21 protein-coding genes and 1 tRNA gene are annotated in these 19,142 nt (G+C 62.2%); 13 read left to right on the forward strand and 9 right to left on the reverse strand.

Translation table 11 applies throughout. The features are described 5' to 3' along the window. Position 1: 1 nt before the first annotated feature. The gene (gene tusD / locus ACXX81_RS07785; protein ID WP_458571444.1) at positions 2-394 is read right to left on the reverse strand and encodes a sulfurtransferase complex subunit TusD; all 393 of its coding nucleotides are present in this window, start codon (positions 392-394) and stop codon (positions 2-4) included. Positions 395-563: 169 nt separating this feature from the next. Next, positions 564-1,058 (reverse strand): SprT family zinc-dependent metalloprotease, encoded by a 495-nt coding sequence (locus ACXX81_RS07790; RefSeq protein ID WP_057007496.1) that lies wholly within the window; start codon positions 1,056-1,058, stop codon positions 564-566. Between the two features lie 178 nt (positions 1,059-1,236). On the opposite strand from ACXX81_RS07790, the gene ttcA reads away from it, so the two are divergent. Together ttcA and ACXX81_RS07800 are read left to right on the forward strand one after the other, a co-directional pair. Then, positions 1,237-2,061, forward strand: a complete 825-nt coding sequence (ttcA, locus tag ACXX81_RS07795) for a tRNA 2-thiocytidine(32) synthetase TtcA (RefSeq protein ID WP_003232138.1) — start codon at positions 1,237-1,239, stop codon at positions 2,059-2,061. Between the two features lie 67 nt (positions 2,062-2,128). Continuing rightward, a complete protein-coding gene (locus tag ACXX81_RS07800) occupies positions 2,129-2,800 on the forward strand; it encodes a DNA-3-methyladenine glycosylase I (protein WP_057007494.1) in 672 nt (223 codons plus the stop codon). 81 nt (positions 2,801-2,881) lie between these two features. Here ACXX81_RS07800 and wrbA read toward each other — a convergent pair whose 3' ends face one another. Both wrbA and arsC read right to left on the reverse strand, forming a co-directional pair. After that, positions 2,882-3,487, reverse strand: a complete 606-nt coding sequence (gene wrbA, locus ACXX81_RS07805; RefSeq protein WP_209982791.1) for an NAD(P)H:quinone oxidoreductase — start codon at positions 3,485-3,487, stop codon at positions 2,882-2,884. Then, positions 3,484-3,837 carry an arsenate reductase (glutaredoxin) gene (arsC, locus tag ACXX81_RS07810; RefSeq protein WP_209982789.1) on the reverse strand — a complete coding sequence of 118 codons (354 nt, stop codon included), beginning with the start codon at positions 3,835-3,837 and terminating at the stop codon, positions 3,484-3,486. The genes wrbA and arsC overlap by 4 nt, the downstream gene beginning before the upstream one ends. A 115-nt stretch (positions 3,838-3,952) precedes the next feature. On the opposite strand from arsC, the gene ACXX81_RS07815 reads away from it, so the two are divergent. Beyond that, entirely contained in the window at positions 3,953-4,414 is a 462-nt protein-coding gene (locus tag ACXX81_RS07815) for a TlpA disulfide reductase family protein (protein WP_209982787.1), read from the forward strand. Between the two features lie 129 nt (positions 4,415-4,543). Here the strand turns inward: ACXX81_RS07815 and ACXX81_RS07820 are convergent, their stop codons facing one another. The 4 genes from ACXX81_RS07820 to ACXX81_RS07835 form a co-directional block, all read right to left on the reverse strand. Further along, positions 4,544-4,945, reverse strand: coding sequence for an META domain-containing protein (locus ACXX81_RS07820; protein WP_209982785.1), 402 nt, complete (start codon positions 4,943-4,945; stop codon positions 4,544-4,546). Beyond that, the gene (locus ACXX81_RS07825; protein WP_209982783.1) at positions 4,942-5,382 is read right to left on the reverse strand and encodes a hypothetical protein; all 441 of its coding nucleotides are present in this window, start codon (positions 5,380-5,382) and stop codon (positions 4,942-4,944) included. The genes ACXX81_RS07820 and ACXX81_RS07825 overlap by 4 nt, the downstream gene beginning before the upstream one ends. An 81-nt stretch (positions 5,383-5,463) precedes the next feature. Continuing rightward, positions 5,464-8,217: a response regulator gene (locus ACXX81_RS07830; RefSeq protein WP_209982780.1), complete on the reverse strand. Its 2,754-nt coding sequence runs from the start codon at positions 8,215-8,217 to the stop codon at positions 5,464-5,466. A 135-nt stretch (positions 8,218-8,352) separates the two neighbouring features. Next, on the reverse strand, positions 8,353-8,868 hold the full coding sequence (locus tag ACXX81_RS07835; protein WP_458571445.1) for a DUF2062 domain-containing protein: 516 nt from the start codon (positions 8,866-8,868) through the stop codon (positions 8,353-8,355). 135 nt (positions 8,869-9,003) lie between these two features. On the opposite strand from ACXX81_RS07835, the gene ACXX81_RS07840 reads away from it, so the two are divergent. From ACXX81_RS07840 to murB, 8 genes are all read left to right on the forward strand, one after another. After that, positions 9,004-11,229, forward strand: a complete 2,226-nt coding sequence (locus ACXX81_RS07840) for a DNA internalization-related competence protein ComEC/Rec2 (RefSeq protein WP_458571446.1) — start codon at positions 9,004-9,006, stop codon at positions 11,227-11,229. A gap of 94 nt (positions 11,230-11,323) precedes the next feature. Then, positions 11,324-11,959 carry a flagellar polar localization protein PocA gene (gene pocA / locus ACXX81_RS07845; RefSeq protein WP_209982775.1) on the forward strand — a complete coding sequence of 212 codons (636 nt, stop codon included), beginning with the start codon at positions 11,324-11,326 and terminating at the stop codon, positions 11,957-11,959. Beyond that, positions 11,956-12,384 carry a flagellar polar localization protein PocB gene (gene pocB / locus ACXX81_RS07850; protein WP_209982774.1) on the forward strand — a complete coding sequence of 143 codons (429 nt, stop codon included), beginning with the start codon at positions 11,956-11,958 and terminating at the stop codon, positions 12,382-12,384. The genes pocA and pocB overlap by 4 nt, the downstream gene beginning before the upstream one ends. Then, a complete protein-coding gene (gene lpxK, locus ACXX81_RS07855; protein WP_322213938.1) occupies positions 12,384-13,394 on the forward strand; it encodes a tetraacyldisaccharide 4'-kinase in 1,011 nt (336 codons plus the stop codon). Before pocB ends, lpxK begins: the two co-directional genes overlap by 1 nt. 24 nt (positions 13,395-13,418) lie before the next feature. Further along, the gene (locus tag ACXX81_RS07860; protein WP_003174668.1) at positions 13,419-13,604 is read left to right on the forward strand and encodes a Trm112 family protein; all 186 of its coding nucleotides are present in this window, start codon (positions 13,419-13,421) and stop codon (positions 13,602-13,604) included. Next, entirely contained in the window at positions 13,601-14,365 is a 765-nt protein-coding gene (gene kdsB, locus ACXX81_RS07865; RefSeq protein ID WP_458571447.1) for a 3-deoxy-manno-octulosonate cytidylyltransferase, read from the forward strand. The genes ACXX81_RS07860 and kdsB overlap by 4 nt, the downstream gene beginning before the upstream one ends. After that, positions 14,365-14,829 carry a low molecular weight protein-tyrosine-phosphatase gene (locus ACXX81_RS07870; RefSeq protein WP_209982771.1) on the forward strand — a complete coding sequence of 155 codons (465 nt, stop codon included), beginning with the start codon at positions 14,365-14,367 and terminating at the stop codon, positions 14,827-14,829. The genes kdsB and ACXX81_RS07870 overlap by 1 nt, the downstream gene beginning before the upstream one ends. Continuing rightward, positions 14,826-15,845, forward strand: coding sequence for a UDP-N-acetylmuramate dehydrogenase (murB, locus tag ACXX81_RS07875; protein ID WP_209982770.1), 1,020 nt, complete (start codon positions 14,826-14,828; stop codon positions 15,843-15,845). The genes ACXX81_RS07870 and murB overlap by 4 nt, the downstream gene beginning before the upstream one ends. 70 nt (positions 15,846-15,915) lie before the next feature. On the opposite strand, the gene ACXX81_RS07880 is transcribed toward murB, so the two are convergent. Further along, entirely contained in the window at positions 15,916-16,587 is a 672-nt protein-coding gene (locus ACXX81_RS07880; protein WP_003174664.1) for a Bax inhibitor-1/YccA family protein, read from the reverse strand. Between the two features lie 152 nt (positions 16,588-16,739). Here ACXX81_RS07880 and ACXX81_RS07885 point away from each other — a divergent pair. Further along, positions 16,740-16,830: transfer RNA gene (locus ACXX81_RS07885), tRNA-Ser, on the forward strand. A gap of 263 nt (positions 16,831-17,093) precedes the next feature. Continuing rightward, positions 17,094-19,055, forward strand: coding sequence for a methyl-accepting chemotaxis protein (locus ACXX81_RS07890; protein WP_458571448.1), 1,962 nt, complete (start codon positions 17,094-17,096; stop codon positions 19,053-19,055). Positions 19,056-19,142 lie beyond the last annotated feature (87 nt).

The raw sequence follows: 19,142 nt of genomic DNA on the forward strand, positions 1-19,142 counted from the left end.
GTCACGGCCCTCCAAAACAGATCAGGCGGTCGGCGTCCTGGATGGCGTCATGCAGTTGCCCCAGGCCCGACAGCGCCCAGGGCGCATCCAGATTCACCGCGCTGCGCTGATAACGGTTGGCTTCGTCGCGGTCAAGCACGCCACGGCGCAGGGCGGCGGCGATGCACACCACGCCGTCAAGCTGATGCTGGCCGACAAAATCACGCCACTGGCGCGCAATGTCTTGCTCATCCTGCGGCGCAACGATGTTGTTGGACGCGCTGTACACGCCGTCCTGATAGAAGAACAGCCGCACAATGTCGTGCCCGCCGGCCAATACCGCCTGGGCGAACAGCAAGGCGCGGCGCGAGGAGGGCGCATGGGCGGCGCTATACAGTGCAATCGCGAACTTCATGGAACACTCGGCAAACAAACGTAGCCTCATGATAAAGCGGCGGCTGCGAAAAAGCCCGCCGTGATCAAAACAGTGGGGTGACGGTGCCGGGCGCTGTCGCAGGCAAGCCCCAATGCCAGTCAGTTAAGCGCAGATCGCTGTGGGAGAGGGCTTGCTCCCGATGAGGCCCTTATTCCACGCGGGTTTCCCCGCTGAACACCAACGTCTGCCGACACCGCCGACACAGATACCTGCGCCCCTGGGCCACCATGCCATGGCGCTGCGCGGAAAACGCAAAGTCGCTGTCCGCACACGGGCATCGGTAGATGTAGCGAGTGACTTGGCGGCGCTTCACCGCATAGGTGTGACAGCGATCCGGCGGCAGTTCATAAACGCCGCGCATGATCAGTTGCCATTCCTCGCCATGGGGCTGGATGCGCTCGCCAAACAATTGGTGTGCAATCAGATGCGCCACCTCATGGGCCACGGTCTGCTTCAGGAAGTGCTGGCTGTTTTCGCGGTACAGCTGTGGATTGAAGCGCAGCAGATTTTCGTGCAAATGCGCGACACCGGCTTTCTGGCCCCGCAGCTTGAGGCTGATCTGGGGGCGTTTGAAGCTTCGTTTGAAAAAGGATTCGGCTTGCAGGAAACAATCTTCGACGCGGGTATTGAGTGGCTCGGACATGCTGTATCTATCTCCAGAGCGGTCCAGTATGCCGCAAAGCGGGGTGTTTCCGAATCTGTCAGGCGCCGAATGGTCATTGCCCAGGGTTTAAAGGCTCAGCGGGCGCATTGGAACTTCTCCGGCCTTATCGGTAAAATGCTGCGCTTTTCGTCACACACCTCCAGCGGATCCAAGCGCCATGGGCACTCTTACGGTCAACCAGAACAAACTGCAAAAACGCCTGCGTCGCCTGGCCGGTGAGGCGGTTGCCGATTTCAACATGATCGAGGACGGCGACAAGGTCATGGTCTGCCTCTCCGGCGGCAAAGACAGCTATACGATGCTCGATGTGTTGCTGCACCTGCAAAAGGTCGCGCCGATCAAGTTCGACATCGTTGCCGTCAACATGGACCAGAAACAACCGGGGTTTCCCGAGCATGTGCTGCCGGCCTACCTCAAGGCATTGGGCGTGGAGTACCACATCGTCGAGAAGGACACCTATTCGGTGGTCAAGGAACTGATTCCCGAAGGCAAGACCACCTGCTCGCTGTGCTCGCGCCTGCGCCGGGGCACGCTCTACACCTTTGCCGACGAGATTGGCGCGACCAAGATGGCCCTGGGTCATCATCGCGACGATATCGTCGAAACCTTCTTTCTCAATATGTTCTTCAACGGCTCGCTCAAGGCCATGCCGCCCAAGCTGCGCGCCGATGACGGGCGCAACGTGGTGATCCGCCCGCTGGCGTATTGCAACGAGAAGGATATCCAGGCCTACTCCGACCTCAAGCAGTTCCCGATCATCCCGTGCAACCTGTGCGGCTCCCAGGAAAACCTGCAGCGCCAGGTGGTCAAGGAGATGCTGCTGGACTGGGAGCGCAAGACACCCGGGCGTACCGAGAGCATCTTCCGCAGCCTGCAGAACGTGATCCCGTCGCAGTTGGCCGACCGCAACCTGTTCGACTTCACCAGCCTGCGTATCGACGAGAGCGCCGCCTCGCGCTTCGTCAATGTAGTGAACCTCTGAGGCCCTGCAACGCTCTGAAGGACGGCGCTCACGGGCGCCGTTTTCATTTCAATCCCCGGGAGAGGGCATGCGCGATTACAAGTGGCTGAACGAATATTGTCTGAACCGCTTCGGCTCGGCGGCCAAGCTGGAAGCTCACCTGCCAACGCCCAAAACGGCCGCGCAGTTGCGCAAGATCAGCGATGACCGCTACCTGTCGACCCTGGCGTTGCGGGTGTTTCGCGCAGGCTTGAAGCACAGCGTGGTGGACGCCAAGTGGCCGGCATTCGAGCAGGTATTCTTCGGCTTCGACCCGGAGAAAGTCGTGTTGATGGGCGCCGAGCACCTGGAACGGCTGATGCAGGACACGCGCATCATCCGCCACCTGGGCAAACTCAAGAGCGTGCCGCGCAACGCGCAGATGATCCTGGATATCGAGCAGGAAAAGGGCAGCTTCGGCGCCTTTGTCGCCGACTGGCCGGTGACCGACATCGTCGGCTTATGGAAATACCTGAGCAAGCACGGCCACCAGTTGGGCGGGCTGTCGGCACCGCGCTTTTTGCGCATGGTGGGCAAGGACACCTTTGTGCCCAGTGATGATGTGGTGGCGGCGCTGAATGCGCAGAAGATCGTCGACAGGGCGCCCACCAGCCTGCGGGATCTGGCGGCGGTGCAGGGCGCGTTCAACCAGTGGCACGCCGAGAGCGGGCGGCCGATGTGTCAGTTGTCGATGATGCTGGCTTATACCGTCAATCATTGAGACCCGGGTGAGCCCTTCGCGGGCAAGCCCGCTCCCACATTTGGCATGCATTGCAAGCTGTGGGAGCGGGGTGGCAGGACCTTAGCCCGGTTGGCCGTCCAACAGCCGGGCGGTTTTTGCCAGGCGCTGGCCCAGGGCGCGGCACAGGGCTGTTTCATGTTGATCGAGCAGGCGCTTGCCGTCCGCTCCGGCATGGTGGCTCGCGCCATAGGGCGTGCCGCCGCCCTGGGTGTCGAGCAGCGCCTGCTCGCTGTAGGGCAGGCCGGTGATCAGCATGCCGTGGTGCAGCAACGGCAGCAGCATCGACATCAACGTGGTTTCCTGGCCGCCATGCAGGCTGGCGGTGGAAGTGAACACCCCGGCCGGCTTGCCGACGAGGGCGCCGGTGAGCCACAGGTTGCTGGTGCCATCGAGAAAATACTTGAGCGGCGCGGCCATGTTGCCAAAGCGCGTCGGGCTGCCCAGGGCCAGGGCCGAGCAGTTCTTCAGGTCATCCAGGCTCGCATACACTGCGCCTTCTTCCGGAATGCCCGGCGCCACGGCTTCGCACTCGGCGGAAATCGCCGGCACCGTGCGCAGGCGCGCTTCCAGCCCGCCTTGCTCGATGCCACGGGCAATCTGCCGGGCCATCTCGCTCACCGAGCCGTTACGGCTGTAATACAGCACCAGCACATACGGCGTACTCACGGCAGAATCTCCAGTATCTTCTCGGGTGGGCGACCAATGACGGCCTTGTCGGCGGTTTCCAGGATCGGGCGTTCCATCAACTTCGGATGCGCGGCGATGGCGGCGATCACCTGGGCTTCGCTCAAGGTGGCGTCGGCGAGGTCGAGGGTCTTGTATTCGTCTTCACCGGTGCGCAGCAGTTGGCGCGCAGTGATGCCGAGCTTGCCGAGCAACGCCGTCAGTTGCGCGGCGTTCAACGGGGTTTCGAGGTAGCGCACCACGGTCGGAGCGAGGCCACGGGCTTCAAGCAGTTCGAGCGCACCGCGGGATTTCGAGCAGCGCGGGTTGTGATAAAGCGTCAGATCGGTCATGTGCGGGTCGCATCTTGCGTAAGGTGGCGGGTATTCTACCCGCGTGGCGGCCCGTCCTTAAACCGTAAGAGGCAACCGGTCGCAGCCCACGTTCATTTTTGCGAAGGATTACTCCATGACAAGGCGACTGATCGGTGCATTGGCGATCATCACAACCCTGCTGCTCAGCGGCTGCGGCAACGACTATGGCGTCGACCAGTACGGCCAGAAGGTGGCGGCGGAGCGCCTCGACAAGCAGTGGGTGGTGGTCAACTACTGGGCGGAATGGTGTGGCCCGTGCCGCACGGAAATCCCCGAGCTCAATGCGTTGTCTGAACAGTTGAAAGCCCAGAACGTCGGCGTGTTCGGGGTCAATTTCGACAACGTGCAGGGCGAGGAACTCAAGGCCGCCAGCGAGAAACTGGGGATCAAGTTCACCGTATTGGCGCAGAACCCCGAAGAGCTCTTTGATATCCCGCGCAGCGAGGCGTTGCCGGTGACCTACATCATTGACGACAAGGGCAAGGTGCGCGAGCAGTTGATGGGCGAGCAGACGGCGGCAGGGGTGCTGGCCAAGCTCAAGGCGTTGCGCGGCTAAAGGGCATAACTCACATGTGGGAGGGGGCTTGCTCCCGATTGCAGAGTGTCAGTCCATACATCGGTTGACTGATACACCGCTATCGGGAGCAAGCCCCCTTCCCACATTGGGTTTGCGCCAACCTTGCGATCAGCCTTCTTCGAGCCACAGGCGAATCGGTTTGCCTTCGGCCGGCCAGAAGCGGGTCTGTTCGATAGGCGAGATGTCCCAGCGTTGCACGCTTTGCAGGGCCTGGAAGAAGCGCTGTTCCTGCTCCATCAAGGCCTCGGCGCAGAGCTTGCGGGTGCTGCCGATCTTGCCGAAGCTGAGGGTGTCGCCGTTCACGGTGTAGGGCGCAAACCAGTGGTTGCAGCCACCGTTGCCGTAGGCGCGGCCATCGGCACCGAGGGTAACGGTCAGGTTCGCGTCATCCATCAGCGGCCGTTCACCGATCCATTCCACCACGTAGCTGTGATCCTGCTTGAGCTTGACTGCGTGAGCGGCGCAACCGCTCAGGCCGGCCGCCAGGGCGATGAGCAACAAGCCTCTCATTGCGCGGCCTGCTGGCATTTCGGGCAGCGGTGCCTGTCGCCATCGCTGGCCCAGCCCAACGCCTTGATGCGCGCGTTGGCCGCTGGCTGCAGCGGCGCTTTGGTCAGCTTGGTTTCCACCGCAAATTCAAACTCCAGCACGTTGTCGCAGCTGTCGCAGTTGACCTTCCAGGTGTGAATCTCAAGCTCGCCGAATTGCGGCCCGTGGGCCATGGCGACCCACTGGCCAGCGGGGCGGATGGAGTAGCGTGCGTCCCCTTCGACAGTCAGGCGCATCGACAGGGTTTTACTGCCGCGCAGGGTGACGATCAGCACGTCGCCATGCTTGATCGAACCGCCGTTGCCGGTCACTTGGTAACGGCCCGGCACCAGGGCGCGGCATTCGATCAGGGTGTGTTGCGGGCTCAGCAAGCTGAAGCGGAAATCGTGTTCGGCCATGGATCCTCCAAATAGGCGCGGCATCCTATCACGGGTGCCGGCCTATCATGAGCCCGGTATGTGACCGCTGATCAACAGGAGTCAGGCGCTCACCCGTGCCTCACTGGCCAGCCGGGTGATGGCCATGTCCAGTTCATCCAGCGCCGCCGCGGCCTTGGCATCGTCCTGCTTGAGCAGGGTTTCGGCGCGCTGGCAGGCGGCGCGCAGTTGCGGCACGCCGCAATAGCGCGTGGCGCCGTGCAGGCGGTGGACGCGCTCGATCAGGGCCTGATTGTCGTTGGCTTCGCGGGCGACGGTGATGGCCAGGCGGTCGGCCTCCAGCGACGCCAGCAGCATGGCGAGCATGTCGGCCGCCAGCTCAGTCTTGCCGGCAGCCAGGCGCAGGCCTTCTTCATGGTCGAGCACCAGCAGTTGCACGCCGTGGCCGAGGTTTTCAGTGACCCGCTCGGGGCCCTGGTTGCGCAGGGCCAAGCCGGTCCATTTCAACACCACCTGGGCCAGTTGCCGTTCGCTGATCGGCTTGGTCAGGTAGTCGTCCATGCCGCTCTGCAGCAGCGCGCGTTTTTCGTTGGCCATGGCGTGGGCCGTGAGCGCGACCACCGGCAGCGGCGTGCCGTGGCGTTCGCTTTCCCACTGGCGAATCGCCTCAGTGCTCTGGCGTCCATCCATGCCCGGCATTTGCACATCCATCAACACCAGGTCGAAGGTTTCCTGCTTCACCGCATTGATCGCCGCGTAACCGCTGTCCACCGCCTGCACCTTGGCGCCCATGTCTTCGAGGAGGGTCTGCACCAGCAGCAGGTTCGCCGGGTTATCGTCGACGCAGAGCACTCGCGGCGCACGGCTGGAGAGCGGCTCGCCAGGCTCGGCGCGCAAGGGGCGCGGGCTGATCAGGTCGGCCAGGGCACGGCGCAGTTTGCGCGTGCACGCCGGTTTGGCCTGCAACTGGCTGTTGGGGTTGGGCACCGACTGGTTGAACAGCATCTGCTCGGTGGTCGGGCACAGCACCAGCACTTTGCAACCCAGATGTTCGAGGTCCCACAGGTGCTGGTTGAGGCGCTCGGGCGGAATGTCGTTGGCGGTGACGCCAAGCACCGCCAGGTCGATGGCCTGTTCGGTCTGGTGTGCGCTGGTGATGCCGTTGGTCAGGTTTTCCAGGGTATTGAATGGCGTGACCGCCAGGCCGCAGTCTTCCAACTGATGTTGCAGGGCCTGGCGCGCCAGTTCGTGGTTTTCCAGCACGGCGACGCGGCGACCGAGCAGCGGCGCGCAGGGCAGGTCGTCGACATCGTCGCGGGTCTTGGGCAGGTTGAGGCTGATCCAGAACTCCGAGCCTTCGCCCGGTGTGCTGTCGACGCCGATTTCGCCGCCCATCTGTTCGATCAGGCGCTTGGAAATCACCAGCCCCAGGCCGGTGCCGCCGGGCTGGCGCGACAGGGAGTTGTCGGCCTGGCTGAACGCCTGGAACAGCGCGCGCACATCCTGGCTGGACAGGCCGATGCCAGTGTCCTGCACGCTGATGCGCAGTTGTACGCTGTCTTCCTGTTCGTCTTCGATCATTGCACGGGCAACGATGGTGCCCTCGCGGGTGAACTTGATCGCGTTGCTGATCAGGTTGGTCAGGATCTGCTTGAGGCGCAGCGGGTCGCCGACCAGCGCCAGCGGGGTGTCGCGGTACACCAGGCTGACCAGTTCCAGCTGCTTGGCATGGGCGGCGGGGGCGAGGATGGTCAGGGTGTCCTGCAGCAGGTCGCGCAGGTTGAACGGCACGCTGTCGAGCACCAGCTTGCCGGCCTCTATCTTCGAGAAATCAAGGATTTCGTTGATGATGCCCAGCAGGTTGTCGGCGGATTTTTCGATGGTGCCCAGGTAATCCAGCTGGCGCGGCGACAGTTCGCTTTTTTGCAGCAGGTGGGTAAAGCCCAGGATGCCGTTGAGCGGGGTGCGGATCTCATGGCTCATGTTGGCCAGGAACTCCGACTTGATGCGGCTGGCTTCCAGGGCCTCCTTGCGGGCCAGGTCCAGCTCGATGTTCTGGATTTCGATGGTTTCCAGGTTCTGGCGTACGTCTTCGGTGGCCTGATCGATGCTGTGTTGCAGTTCTTCGCGGGCGTTTTGCAGGGTTTCGGCCATGCGGTTGATGCCCGAGGCGAGTTGGTCAAGCTCCTGGCTGCCCAGCGCTGGCAGACGGGTTTCCAGGTTGCCGTCCTTGAGCTGGGCCACGGCCTGCTTGATCTGGCCGATCGGCGCGTTGATGGTGCGGCTGATGCGCAGGGCCAGCGCGGCGGTGAAGATCAGGCCGACGGCGATCAGCAGGAGGCTGGCGAACAGGCTGCGGTAGCCGCGCAGCAGCATGCCGTTATGGGACAGCTCTACCTCGACCCAGCCCAGCAGGCGGTCGGCTTCATCGGGGATCAGCTCGCCGGCCAGGTTGCGATGGCGGCCGAACACCGGCAGCAAATAGCGCGTGGCGTCATTGCCGGTGCGTTGCAGCAGGTGTGAGCTGTTACCGGTCGGCGGCGGGTTGAGCATGCTCGGGCCGGCATGGGCCAGGGACGTGCGGTCCGGTGCGAGGAACGACACGGTGCGCACGTCCGTCTGCTCAAGGGATTGGGTGGCGATGCGTTCCAGCAGGTCGGCGTTCTTGCTGCTCAGGGCCGGGGCCACCAGCGGCGCCAGTTGTTCGGCGATCATTTCGCCGCGTTGCAGCAATTGGGTCTGCAGTTCCGAGAGCTGCATCCAGGTGAAATAACCGCCCAGCAACACGGCCATCAGGCTGGTCGGCAATAAGGTCAGCAACAGTACGCGGCCTTTAATTCCCATTCTTCTAAGCACGCCACTTCTCCTGCTACCACTGATATCAATCTTCCACGCGGGCATCCGGCCCGCGCCACCTGCGCAGTGTAGCCATTTGCGCGGCCTGGAATCCTGAAAATTAATGGTGTTGAGCGGGAGCCTGGGTGTCGGGTTTCAGCGGCGGCGCAGTTTGCGGCGTTTCCATTGGCGCGCGACCCACCAGCGCCAGTAGCCCATGGTCAGGCAGTAGGCCAGTGCGCCAAGCACCAGCCCCAGCACCACCGAACCCAATAGGAACGGCTGCCACAGCGTGTTCAGCTGGCCGCTGATCCATTCCCAGGTGAGGTGGTCGGGCAGGCTGCGCGGCGGCACGTTCATCAGCCAGGCGCCGGTCATGTAGGTACACACGAACACCACCGGCATGGTGATCGGGTTGGTCAGCCACACCAGGCTGACGGCGATGGGCATGTTGCCGCGCACCACGATGGCCAGCAGCGCGGCCAATAACATCTGCAGGGGAATCGGGATAAAGGCCGCGAACAGACCCACGGCCATGGCCCGCGCCACCGAGTGCCGGTTCAGGTGCCAGAGGTTCGGGTCATGCAGCAAGGTCCCAAGAAACTGTAATGACTTGTGTTCCCTGATACTGCTGGGGTCGGGCATGTACCGTTTGAATAAGCGCCGGGGCATAAGGGGTCCAGGTCAGTTCGAGGGGCAAGTATGCCCGGATTCTATAAACAGAAAATTCAGACTTTGTGACAAAACATCATAGGCGCCGTCCGACGCCCGGCTAAGACTGAGTGGGTCATTTGAGAAGGATGATTCATGAAGACAGGGATGTTCGCATTGGCGCTGGGGTTGCTGACTCTGCGTGTTTTACCCGCATTGCCAGCGACGGGATGGCTGCTGGCCATGCTGGTGCTGGCCTTGATGCTGTTGCCGTTTCGCACCTTCGCGCTGGCCTTTTTCCTGTTTGGTTTGAGTTGGGCGTGCATCAGTGCGCAGTGGGCGCTGAATGACCGATTGCCCTCCGCACTGGACGGCCAGACGCGTTGGCTGGAAGGGCGGGTGGTCGGGTTACCGCAGCAGACATCCACTGGCGTGCGCTTCGAACTGGCCGACAGCCGGTCACGCCATACCCGCTTGCCCAGGCGCATCCGGGTGTCCTGGCACGGCGGGCCGGCGGTGCACAGTGGCGAGCGCTGGCGGTTGGCCGTGACCCTGAAGCGACCGTCCGGCCTGCTCAACTTTCAGGGGTTCGATCACGAAACCTGGCTGTTGGCGCAGCGCATCGGCGCGACCGGTACGGTAAAGGACGGCGAGCGTCTGACGCCGGCCCGCAACGCCTGGCGCGATACGCTGCGCCAACGCCTGATGACGGTGGATGCCCAGGGCCGCGAAGCGGGGCTGGCCGCGCTGGTGCTGGGCGACGGCTCCGGGCTGGCGGACGAAGACTGGCAAGTGCTGCAAGACACCGGCACCGTGCACCTGCTGGTGATCTCCGGCCAGCACATTGGCCTGCTGGCGGGGTTGATCTACGGGCTGATCGCGTTGCTGGCGCGTTATGGTTGCTGGCCCGCCACCTGGCCGTGGTTGCCCTGGGCCTGCGGCCTGGCCTTTGTTGCAGCGCTGGGTTACGGCTTGCTGGCAGGGTTCGGCGTGCCGGTGCAGCGGGCCTGCGTCATGGTGGGGCTGGTGCTGCTGTGGCGGTTGCGTTTTCGCCACCTGGGTGCCTGGTGGCCGTTGCTGCTGGCACTCAACGGGGTACTGGTGCTGGAACCGCTGGCGAGTCTGCAGCCCGGATTCTGGTTATCGTTCGGTGCGGTTGCGGTGTTGATACTGGCCTTCGGCGGGCGCTTGGGCCCGTGGCGCCTGTGGCAGGCCTGGACGCGTGCGCAGTGGTTGATCGCCATCGGTCTTTTTCCCCTGTTGTTGATGCTTGATTTGCCGATCAGCCTGAGTGCTCCCCTTGCCAATCTGGTCGCTGTGCCCTGGATCAGCCTGGTGGTGTTGCCGCTGGCATTGCTGGGGACTACCCTGCTGGCGGTGCCGCTTGTGGGGGAGGGCCTGCTGTGGTTGGCGGGCGGCGCGCTGGACCTGTTGTTCCAGGGCCTGGCGCTGCTGGCGGCGCACCTGCCGGCGTGGATACCGGCCGAAGTGCCCCTGGGGTATTGGCTGGTGAGTCTGGCCGGCGCGGTGATCGTGCTGCTGCCGAGCGGTGTGCCTTTTCGGCTGTTGGGTTGGCCGATGCTGTTGCTGGCGGTGTTTACGCCGCGTGAGCTGGTGCCCCATGGGCGGGTGGACGTAGTGCAGCTGGATGTCGGCCAGGGGCAGGCGATTATCCTGCGCACCCGTCATCACAGTGTGCTCTACGATGCCGGCCCGCGTTCGCGGGCCGCAGACCTGGGCGCGCGGGTGGTGTTGCCGTCGCTGAAAAAGCTTGGCATCGCGTCGCTGGATTTGATGCTGATCAGCCACGCCGATGCCGATCATGCCGGCGGGGCGGCCGCGGTGGCGCGCGGGCTGCCGGTCAAGCGTGTGGTGGGGGGTGAAACCGACGGCCTGCCCGAGTTTCTCGGCACTCAACCTTGTATCAGCGGCGAACGCTGGCAGTGGGACGGTGTGTCATTCGAGCTGTGGCAATGGCCCGGGGCCGTCGACGGTAACCCGAAATCCTGCGTGTTGCAGGTGCAGGCCAATGGCGAACGGTTGCTGCTCACCGGCGATATCGATCGCGCTGCCGAGCGCGCGTTGCTCGACTCGCCGCTGGCGCTGCGCACCGACTGGCTGCAAGCCCCTCACCATGGCAGCCGCAGTTCGTCGTCGCGGCCCTTTGTGCAGCAGTTGGAGCCCACGTCGGTGCTGATCTCGCGGGGGCGCGGCAATGCATTCGGCCATCCTCACGCCCAGGTGCTGGAGCGTTACCGCGCAGTGGGCAGCCGGGTGTATGACAGCGCCGAGCAGGGTGCGGTACGCCTGCAGTTGGGGGCTTTCGAGCCCGCCACGGTTGCACGCGCGCAACGCCGCTTCTGGCGTGAACCGTTACGCTGATTCGCTATCCAACGCGCTCACGGCCTGCGACGGGCGGGCCCCGCGACCGAACCTATATGGTAAAGTGGCGCACTTTTTCGAGGGGACATTCACTGTGTGGGAATTGGTCAAATCCGGTGGTTGGATGATGTTGCCGATCATCTTGAGTTCCATCGCAGCGCTGGGCATCGTTGCCGAACGCCTGTGGACCCTGCGTGCCAGTCGCGTGACCCCCGAGCATCTGCTGGGGCAGGTGTGGGGCTGGATCAAGAACAAGCAGCTCGACAAACAGAAGCTCAAGGAACTGCGCGCCGATTCACCCCTGGGGGAAATCCTCGCGGCGGGCCTGGCCAACTCCAAGCATGGTCGCGAGATCATGAAGGAATGCATCGAAGAGGCCGCTGCCCGCGTCATTCATGAGCTGGAGCGCTACATCAATGCGCTCGGCACCATCGCCGCCATGGCGCCGTTGCTCGGCTTGCTCGGCACCGTGCTGGGCATGATCGATATCTTCAGTTCGTTCATGGGCTCGGGCATGACCACCAACGCGGCGGTGCTGGCCGGCGGTATTTCCAAAGCCTTGATCACCACCGCAGCGGGCCTGATGGTGGGTATTCCATCGGTGTTCTTCCACCGTTTCCTGCAACGGCGTATCGATGAGCTGGTGGTCGGCATGGAGCAGGAAGCCATCAAGCTGGTGGAAGTGGTGCAGGGCGACCGTGACGTGGATCTGGTTGAGGACAAGGTGTGAAATTTCGCCGCAAGCGACGGGAAAATGTCGATATCAACCTCGCGTCGCTGATCGACGTGGTGTTTATCCTGCTGCTGTTTTTTGTCGTGACCACCACCTTCACTCGGCAGACCGCGCTGCGGGTTGATCTGCCGGAAGCGGTGAGCGGCTCGCCGGCCGAGGACCAGGAGGTCAAGCAACTGGACATCGCCATCAGCGCTGATGGCGTGTTCACTGTGAACAACCAGTTGCTGGAGAAAAACGACCTCAATAGCTTGATGGACGCGCTGCAGAAGGAATCCGGCGGCGATACCAAAATGCCGTTGTCCATCAGTGCCGATGGCAAGACCCAGCACCAGGCCGTGATCACTGCGATGGACGCCGCCGGCAAGCTGGGCTTCAGCCACTTGCGCATGAGCACCGTCGAGGCGGCGGGCCAACCCTGATGGCAATGTCCGACCGTCTGCTCAAGGCCTGGTACACAGGCCATCCGGCCCTGGCGCTGCTGACACCGTTGGAGTGTCTGTATCGTCGGGTGGTGCAGCGCAAGCGCGCGCGCTTCATGGCCGGGGAGGGCGACATCTATAAGGCGCCTGTGCCAGTTGTAGTGGTGGGCAATATCACCGTGGGCGGCACCGGCAAGACGCCGTTGATTCTGTGGTTGATCGAACACTGCCGCCGCGCCGGTTTGCGGGTGGGCGTGGTCAGCCGTGGCTACGGCGCCAAACCGCCACAACTGCCCTGGCGCGTCGAGGCCGACCACAGTGCCGCCGTGGCCGGCGACGAGCCGTTGCTGATCGTGCAGCGCAGCGGTGTGCCGCTGATGATCGACCCCGACCGCAGTCGTGCGGTAAAAGCCTTGCTGGAAAGCGAACCCCTGGACCTGATTCTGTCTGACGACGGCCTGCAGCATTACCGCCTGGCGCGTGATCTTGAACTGGTATTGATCGATGCCGCCCGTGGCCTGGGCAACCGCCGTTGCCTGCCTGCCGGGCCGCTGCGCGAACCGGTGGAGCGCCTGCAAAGCGTCGATGCGCTGTTATATAACGGCTCGGGGGCCGACCGTGAAGACGGTTTCGCCTTTCGCCTGCAACCTGCCGCACTGATCAATCTGCACAGCGGCGAGCGCAGGCCGGTCGACCACTTCCAGGCGGGTCAGGCCATGCATGCGGTCGCCGGTATCGGTAACCCGCAGCGTTTCTTCACCACCCTTGAAACGCTACACTGGCAGCCCATACCCCATGTATTTGCCGACCATGCGCAGTACAGCGCCGAGGTCTTGAGTTTTACCCCGTCATTGCCGCTGGTGATGACCGAGAAGGACGCGGTGAAGTGCCGCGCCTTCGCACAGCCCGACTGGTGGTACCTTGCGGTGGATGCGCTGCCGTCGCCGGCGTTTGTCGCCTGGTTCGACACGCAGCTGACGCGCCTGCTGCCCGCACGTCCCTTGCCCTAACACGCTTCTTTCCAGGAAATCTTCATGGACACCAAACTGCTCGATATCCTTGCTTGCCCGATCTGCAAAGGCCCGCTCAAGCTCAGCGCCGACAAAACCGAGTTGATCAGCAAAGGTGCGGGCCTGGCCTACCCGATCCGCGACGGTATCCCGGTGATGCTGGAAAGCGAAGCGCGCACCCTCACCACCGATGAGCGTCTGGATAAATGACCACCGCCTTTACCGTTGTCATTCCCTCGCGCTATGCATCGACCCGTCTCCCGGGCAAACCGCTGCAATTGATCGGCAGCAAGCCGATGATTCAGCTGGTGTGGGAACAGGCCTGCAAAAGCAGCGCCGAGCGGGTGGTGGTGGCCACCGATGACCCGCGCATCATCGCCGCCTGCCAAGGGTTTGGCGCCGAGGCGGTGCTGACCCGCGAAGACCATAACTCCGGCACCGACCGCCTGGCCGAAGTGGCCACGCAACTGGGCCTGGCAAACGACGCCATCGTGGTCAACGTGCAAGGTGACGAGCCGTTGATTCCGCCGAGCGTGATCGATCAGGTCGCCGCCAACCTGGCCGCCCATGGCGAAGCGCGCATGGCCACCCTGGCCGAACCGATCGAAGACGTGGAAACCCTGTTCAACCCGAACGTGGTCAAGGTGGTCAGCGACATCAACGGCCTGGCGCTGACGTTCAGTCGTTCGACCTTGCCCTGGGCGCGTAATGCCTTTGCCAAACACCCCGATTTGTTGCCCGAAGGCGTGCCTTACCGCCGCCACATCGGCATTTACGCCTACCGCGCCGGCTTCCTGCACGACTTCGTCAGTTGGGGCCCGTGCTGGCTGGAAAACACCGAATCCCTGGAGCAACTGCGGGCCCTGTGGCATGGCGTGCGCATCCATGTCGGCGATGCACTCGAAGCGCCGCCGGCCGGTGTCGACACCCAGGAAGACCTCGAGCGCGTTCGTCGCCTGCTGGGGGCCTGATGGAGGTTCTGTTTGTCTGCCTGGGCAACATCTGTCGCTCGCCCACGGCGGAAGGCGTACTGCGCCATAAATTGCGCGAAGCGGGGCTGGCGGGGCAGGTCGACGTGGCCTCCGCCGGCACCGGTGAATGGCATGTCGGCAACCCGCCGGACCAGCGCAGCCAGCGTGCGGCGCTGATGCGCGGTTATGACCTGTCGTCCCAGCGTGCCCAGCAGGTCAGCCGCGCCGATTTTTCGCGCTACGACCTGATCCTTGCGATGGACCACAGTAACCTGCGTCACCTCAAGCTGATGCAGTCAGGGCAGGGCAAGGCGGAGCTGGATCTGTTCCTGCGCCGCTTCGATGCCGACGTGGACGAAGTGCCAGACCCTTACTACGAAGGCGAACAAGGCTTCGACAGGGTGCTGGACCTGATCGAGCGCGCCTGTGATTTATTGGTGATCGAATTGAAGGGGCGGTTATGACCTTGCAGGTGCAGGCGCAGGTCTCGCTCAAGCCCTTCAACAGTTTCGGCATCGATGTGCGTGCCCAACTGTTCGCCGAGGCTCATGGCGACGCCGATGTGCGTGAAGCCCTGGCTTACGCCGCTGCGCAGGCACTGCCGTTGCTGGTGATCGGTGGCGGCAGCAATCTGCTGCTGACCCAGGACATTTGCGCTTTGGTATTGCGCATGGCAACCCGCGGCATTCGGGTATTGCAGGACGACGGCAGCCGCGTGGTGATCGAAGCCGAAGCGGGTGAGCCCTGGCATCCGTTTGTGTTGTGGACCCTGGAACATGGTTTCTGCGGCCTGGAAAACCTCAGCCTGATCCCCGGCACTGTCGGCGCAGCGCCGATGCAGAACATTGGTGCCTATGGAGTGGAGATCAAGGATGTATTCGCCGGCCTCACCGCCCTGGATCGCCAAACCGGCGAACTGCGCGATTTCAGCCTGGAAGAGTGCCAGTTCGGCTACCGTGACAGCCTGTTCAAGCAGCACACCGGACGCTGGCTGATCCTGCGCGTGCGCTTTGCCCTGAGCCGCATCCGCCACTTGAAACTCGACTACGGCCCGGTGCAGCAGCGTCTGGCGGCGCAGGGCATCACCGATGCCACGCCGAGTGACGTCAGCCGTGCGATCTGTAGCATTCGCCGCGAGAAACTGCCGGACCCGGCAGAGCTGGGCAATGCTGGCAGCTTCTTCAAAAACCCGCTGGTCTCCCAGGCACTCGCAGCCGAGCTGAAAAGCCAGTACCCGGACCTGGTGGCCTATCCCCAGGCCGACGGGCAGATGAAACTCGCCGCTGGCTGGCTGATCGACAAGGCCGGCTGGAAGGGGTTTCGAGACGGCGATGCCGGCGTGCATAACATGCAGGCGTTGGTGCTGGTCAACTACGGCGGTGCTACCGGGCAGGACATTGCCAACCTCGCGCGGCGTATCCAGCAGGACATCGCCCAGCGTTTCAAGGTTGAGTTGGAGATGGAACCCAACCAGTATTAAGTCCCGCGCCAACAAAAATGCCCCGTATCTTTCGATACGGGGCATTTTTTATTGCGGCAATGAAAATGAATCAGTCGTCGCGGCTCATGATGCCGAAGATCTGCAACAGGCTGATAAACAGGTTGTAGATCGACACATACAGGCTGACGGTCGCCATGATGTAGTTACGCTCGCCGCCGTGGATGATCGCGCTGGTCTGGAACAGGATGCACACCGACGAGAACAGCACGAAACCTGCGCTGATCGCCAGTTGCAAGCCGCTGATCTGGAAGAACATGCCCGCAACCACCGCCGCCAGCAACACGAAGAAGCCTGCGGTGATGAAGCCGCCGAGGAAGCTCATGTCCTTGCGGGTGATCAGCACATAGGCGGACAAGCCACCAAACACCAGCGCCGTCATGGCAAACGCCGAACTGACCACTTCCGCGCCGCCGGCCATACCCAGGTAACGGTTGAGGATCGGGCCAAGGATAAAGCCCATGAAACCGGTCAGGGCAAACGCCGACACCAGGCCCCAGGCCGAGTCACGCAGCTTGTTGGTCAGGAAGAACAGACCATAGAAGCCGATCAGCACAACAAAGATATTCGGGTAGCCAACACGCATCTGCTGAGCCACGAACGCCATCACACCGCTGAAGGCGAGGGTCAGGGCGAGCAAGCCGTAGGTGTTGCGCAACACGCGGCTGACTTCAAGCTGCTCAGCCTGGGCGTTGCCATTCACTGCGTAATTCTGTTCGCGCATGGCGACACTCCTGTGGTTTTGAAACGTTCAGTCGCAAAGATCATAACAGACGCTCTGTAACAAGCGATGGCGAGAGTTTGACAGTGTGTTTCATTCGGGTATTATGGCGCCCGCTGAGACGGGAAGGGCTACTATAATCCCGTGATGCACAAGGGAAATTGGCAGAGTGGTTGAATGCACCGGTCTTGAAAACCGGCGAACGTTAATAGCGTTCCCAGGGTTCGAATCCCTGGTTTCCCGCCAAGATTGACACGAGAGCCTCGCGAAAGCGGGGCTTTTGCGTTTCCGGGGTTTGTAAACACCCTCAGGTGTCCAGGTTCACGCGCAGTCCATTTTTTCCGGCAGCTCTAAAGCTCGATAGCTTCAGGCCGAGATAGTGTAAACGGAAGAAAAACGGCTATGGCGGGCTCAAACTGGATCATCTTTGGCTCCTATAAACGTCGATTTCACTAGAACGTGCGCCGGAGGTAATTATTAGACAAAATTTGTAAGTCCCGAGGTTTGTAATGCTTAGCAATGCTCCTTTGAGTACCAAGCTGCTGCTTATTCTGATTTTTCCTTTGCTCGGATTTCTGGCCTTTGCGGGCATTTTCATTGCGGACAAAAGCGATACGCTGGGGTCAATGAATCGCGCAGTTGCCGCCACCACCGCCGCACAGAAATTCAGCAATGTCGTGACCACCCTCCAACGCGAGCGCGGCGCCAGCGGCGTTTTTCTGGGCAGCGGTGGCAAGTCCATGCAAGACAAGCTCAAGGCCTTGCGCCAGGAGACCGACACGTCAATCGGCGCGCTGCGAGGGCAATCGAGCGAGGGTATTCCAGCTCCGAACGAGGCATTGCGCGCGCTGGGTGAGCTGGCCGCCTTGCGTTTGAAAGTCGATAACCTGGCGATTAACAACACGGAGTCCGGCGCTCTTTTTACCGACCTGATTAAAACCCTCGTGGGCTTCAATTATTCGTTGGAAGCCAGCATTGATGACCCCCAGATTCTGCGTGCGTTGGGCTCGCTCAATCAATTTGTCGATATGAAAGAGCGTGCCGGGCGCGAGCGCGTATTGCTGGGCCTGGCGTTCAATCAAAATCGCTTCGACGCTGCATTGTTGTCGCGCTTCAGCCGTAACCTCGGTGAGTTCTCCGGCTACTTTGAAGCCTTCCAGCGATGGGCTCCGGCAGCCTTCAAGAGCAAGCTGGATGCCGTCCTGCAACAACCCGGATCACTGGAAGTCGCACGCCTTCAGCGGCTCGGTTTTGACACGCCCCTGGGCAACCCGCTCAATATCAAACCTGAAGACTGGTTCAACCTTTCGACCAGTCGTATCGACCTCATGGCTGGCGTCGAAGCGGAGCTGGGCCAGACCGTGGTTGGCCTGGCCCATCACGAGCGTGACGATGCCGAACTCAGTCTGTATGTGGCCATAGCGACCGTTATCGTGATGTTGATCGCCTTGCTGTGGCTGGCGTTGGTGATCATCCGCAATATCAAGCTGGCGGTGACCGATGTGAACCGCACCCTTGCATCGCTTTCCACCCGCGACCTGACGGTGCGCACCCGCTACACCGGCAAGGACGAGTTTGGCGAAATATCACGCAACCTGGACAACATGGCGCTTCAGATAAGTGGCGTGGTCAGCGAAATCGGCAGCGCCACGGCGCAGGTTGCCACGGCTGCCGAGCAGTCCTCGGCGGTGGCCTTGCAGACCAGCCAGAACGTGGCACAACAGCGTCAGGGGACCGACCAGGTGGTGACCGCGATCAGCGAGATGAGCGCCACGGTCAAGGATGTAGCGCGCATCACCACTGACGCCGCCGAAATGTCACAGCGTGTCAACGCCAGCACGATGCAGGGCAAGACTGAGATCGATAACACCATCAGCTTGATCCAGGGCCTGGAAGTGCAGGCCGAACAAACCTCGAAGATCATCAACGAACTCAAACTCGAAAGCGATTCCATCTCTTCGGTGCTGGACGTGATTCGCGGTGTTGCGGAGCAGACCAACCTGCTGGCACTGAACGCCGCCATCGAAGCGGCGCGTGCGGGGGAGCAGGGCCGTGGTTTTGCGGTGGTTGCGGATGAAGTGCGCAATCTGGCGAAAAAGACCCAGGACTCCACGGTCAGCATCCAGAACATGATCGCCAACCTGCAGTCGGGTTCCGACCGCGCCGCGGTCTCCATGCTGGAGACCCTTGGCAAGGCGCAGGAAGGTGCGAGCAATGTGGTGCGTGCCGGCCACTTGCTCAATGAGATCGCCGAAGGCATTGCGTCCATCAGTGACCGTAACATCCAGGTAGCGTCCGCTGCCGAGGAGCAAAGCCTGGTGGCCGAAGAAATTCATCGCAACGTCAACGACATCAACTCACTGGTGATCCAGGTCAGCGCCGGCGCTGAGCAAACCGCCGCCACCAGCCGCGAGCTTGCTCGATTGGCCGAGCATCAGCAGGGATTGGTGAGGCAGTTCAAGGTCAACTGACTTAACACCGAGGAGAAATCCCGCGAGCCAGAGGCTTCGCGGGATTTTCAGCCCAGGGCCAGCGAGCCCGTAAAAAAATTTCAAACC

This window comes from Pseudomonas sp. GNP013, assembly GCF_054343995.1.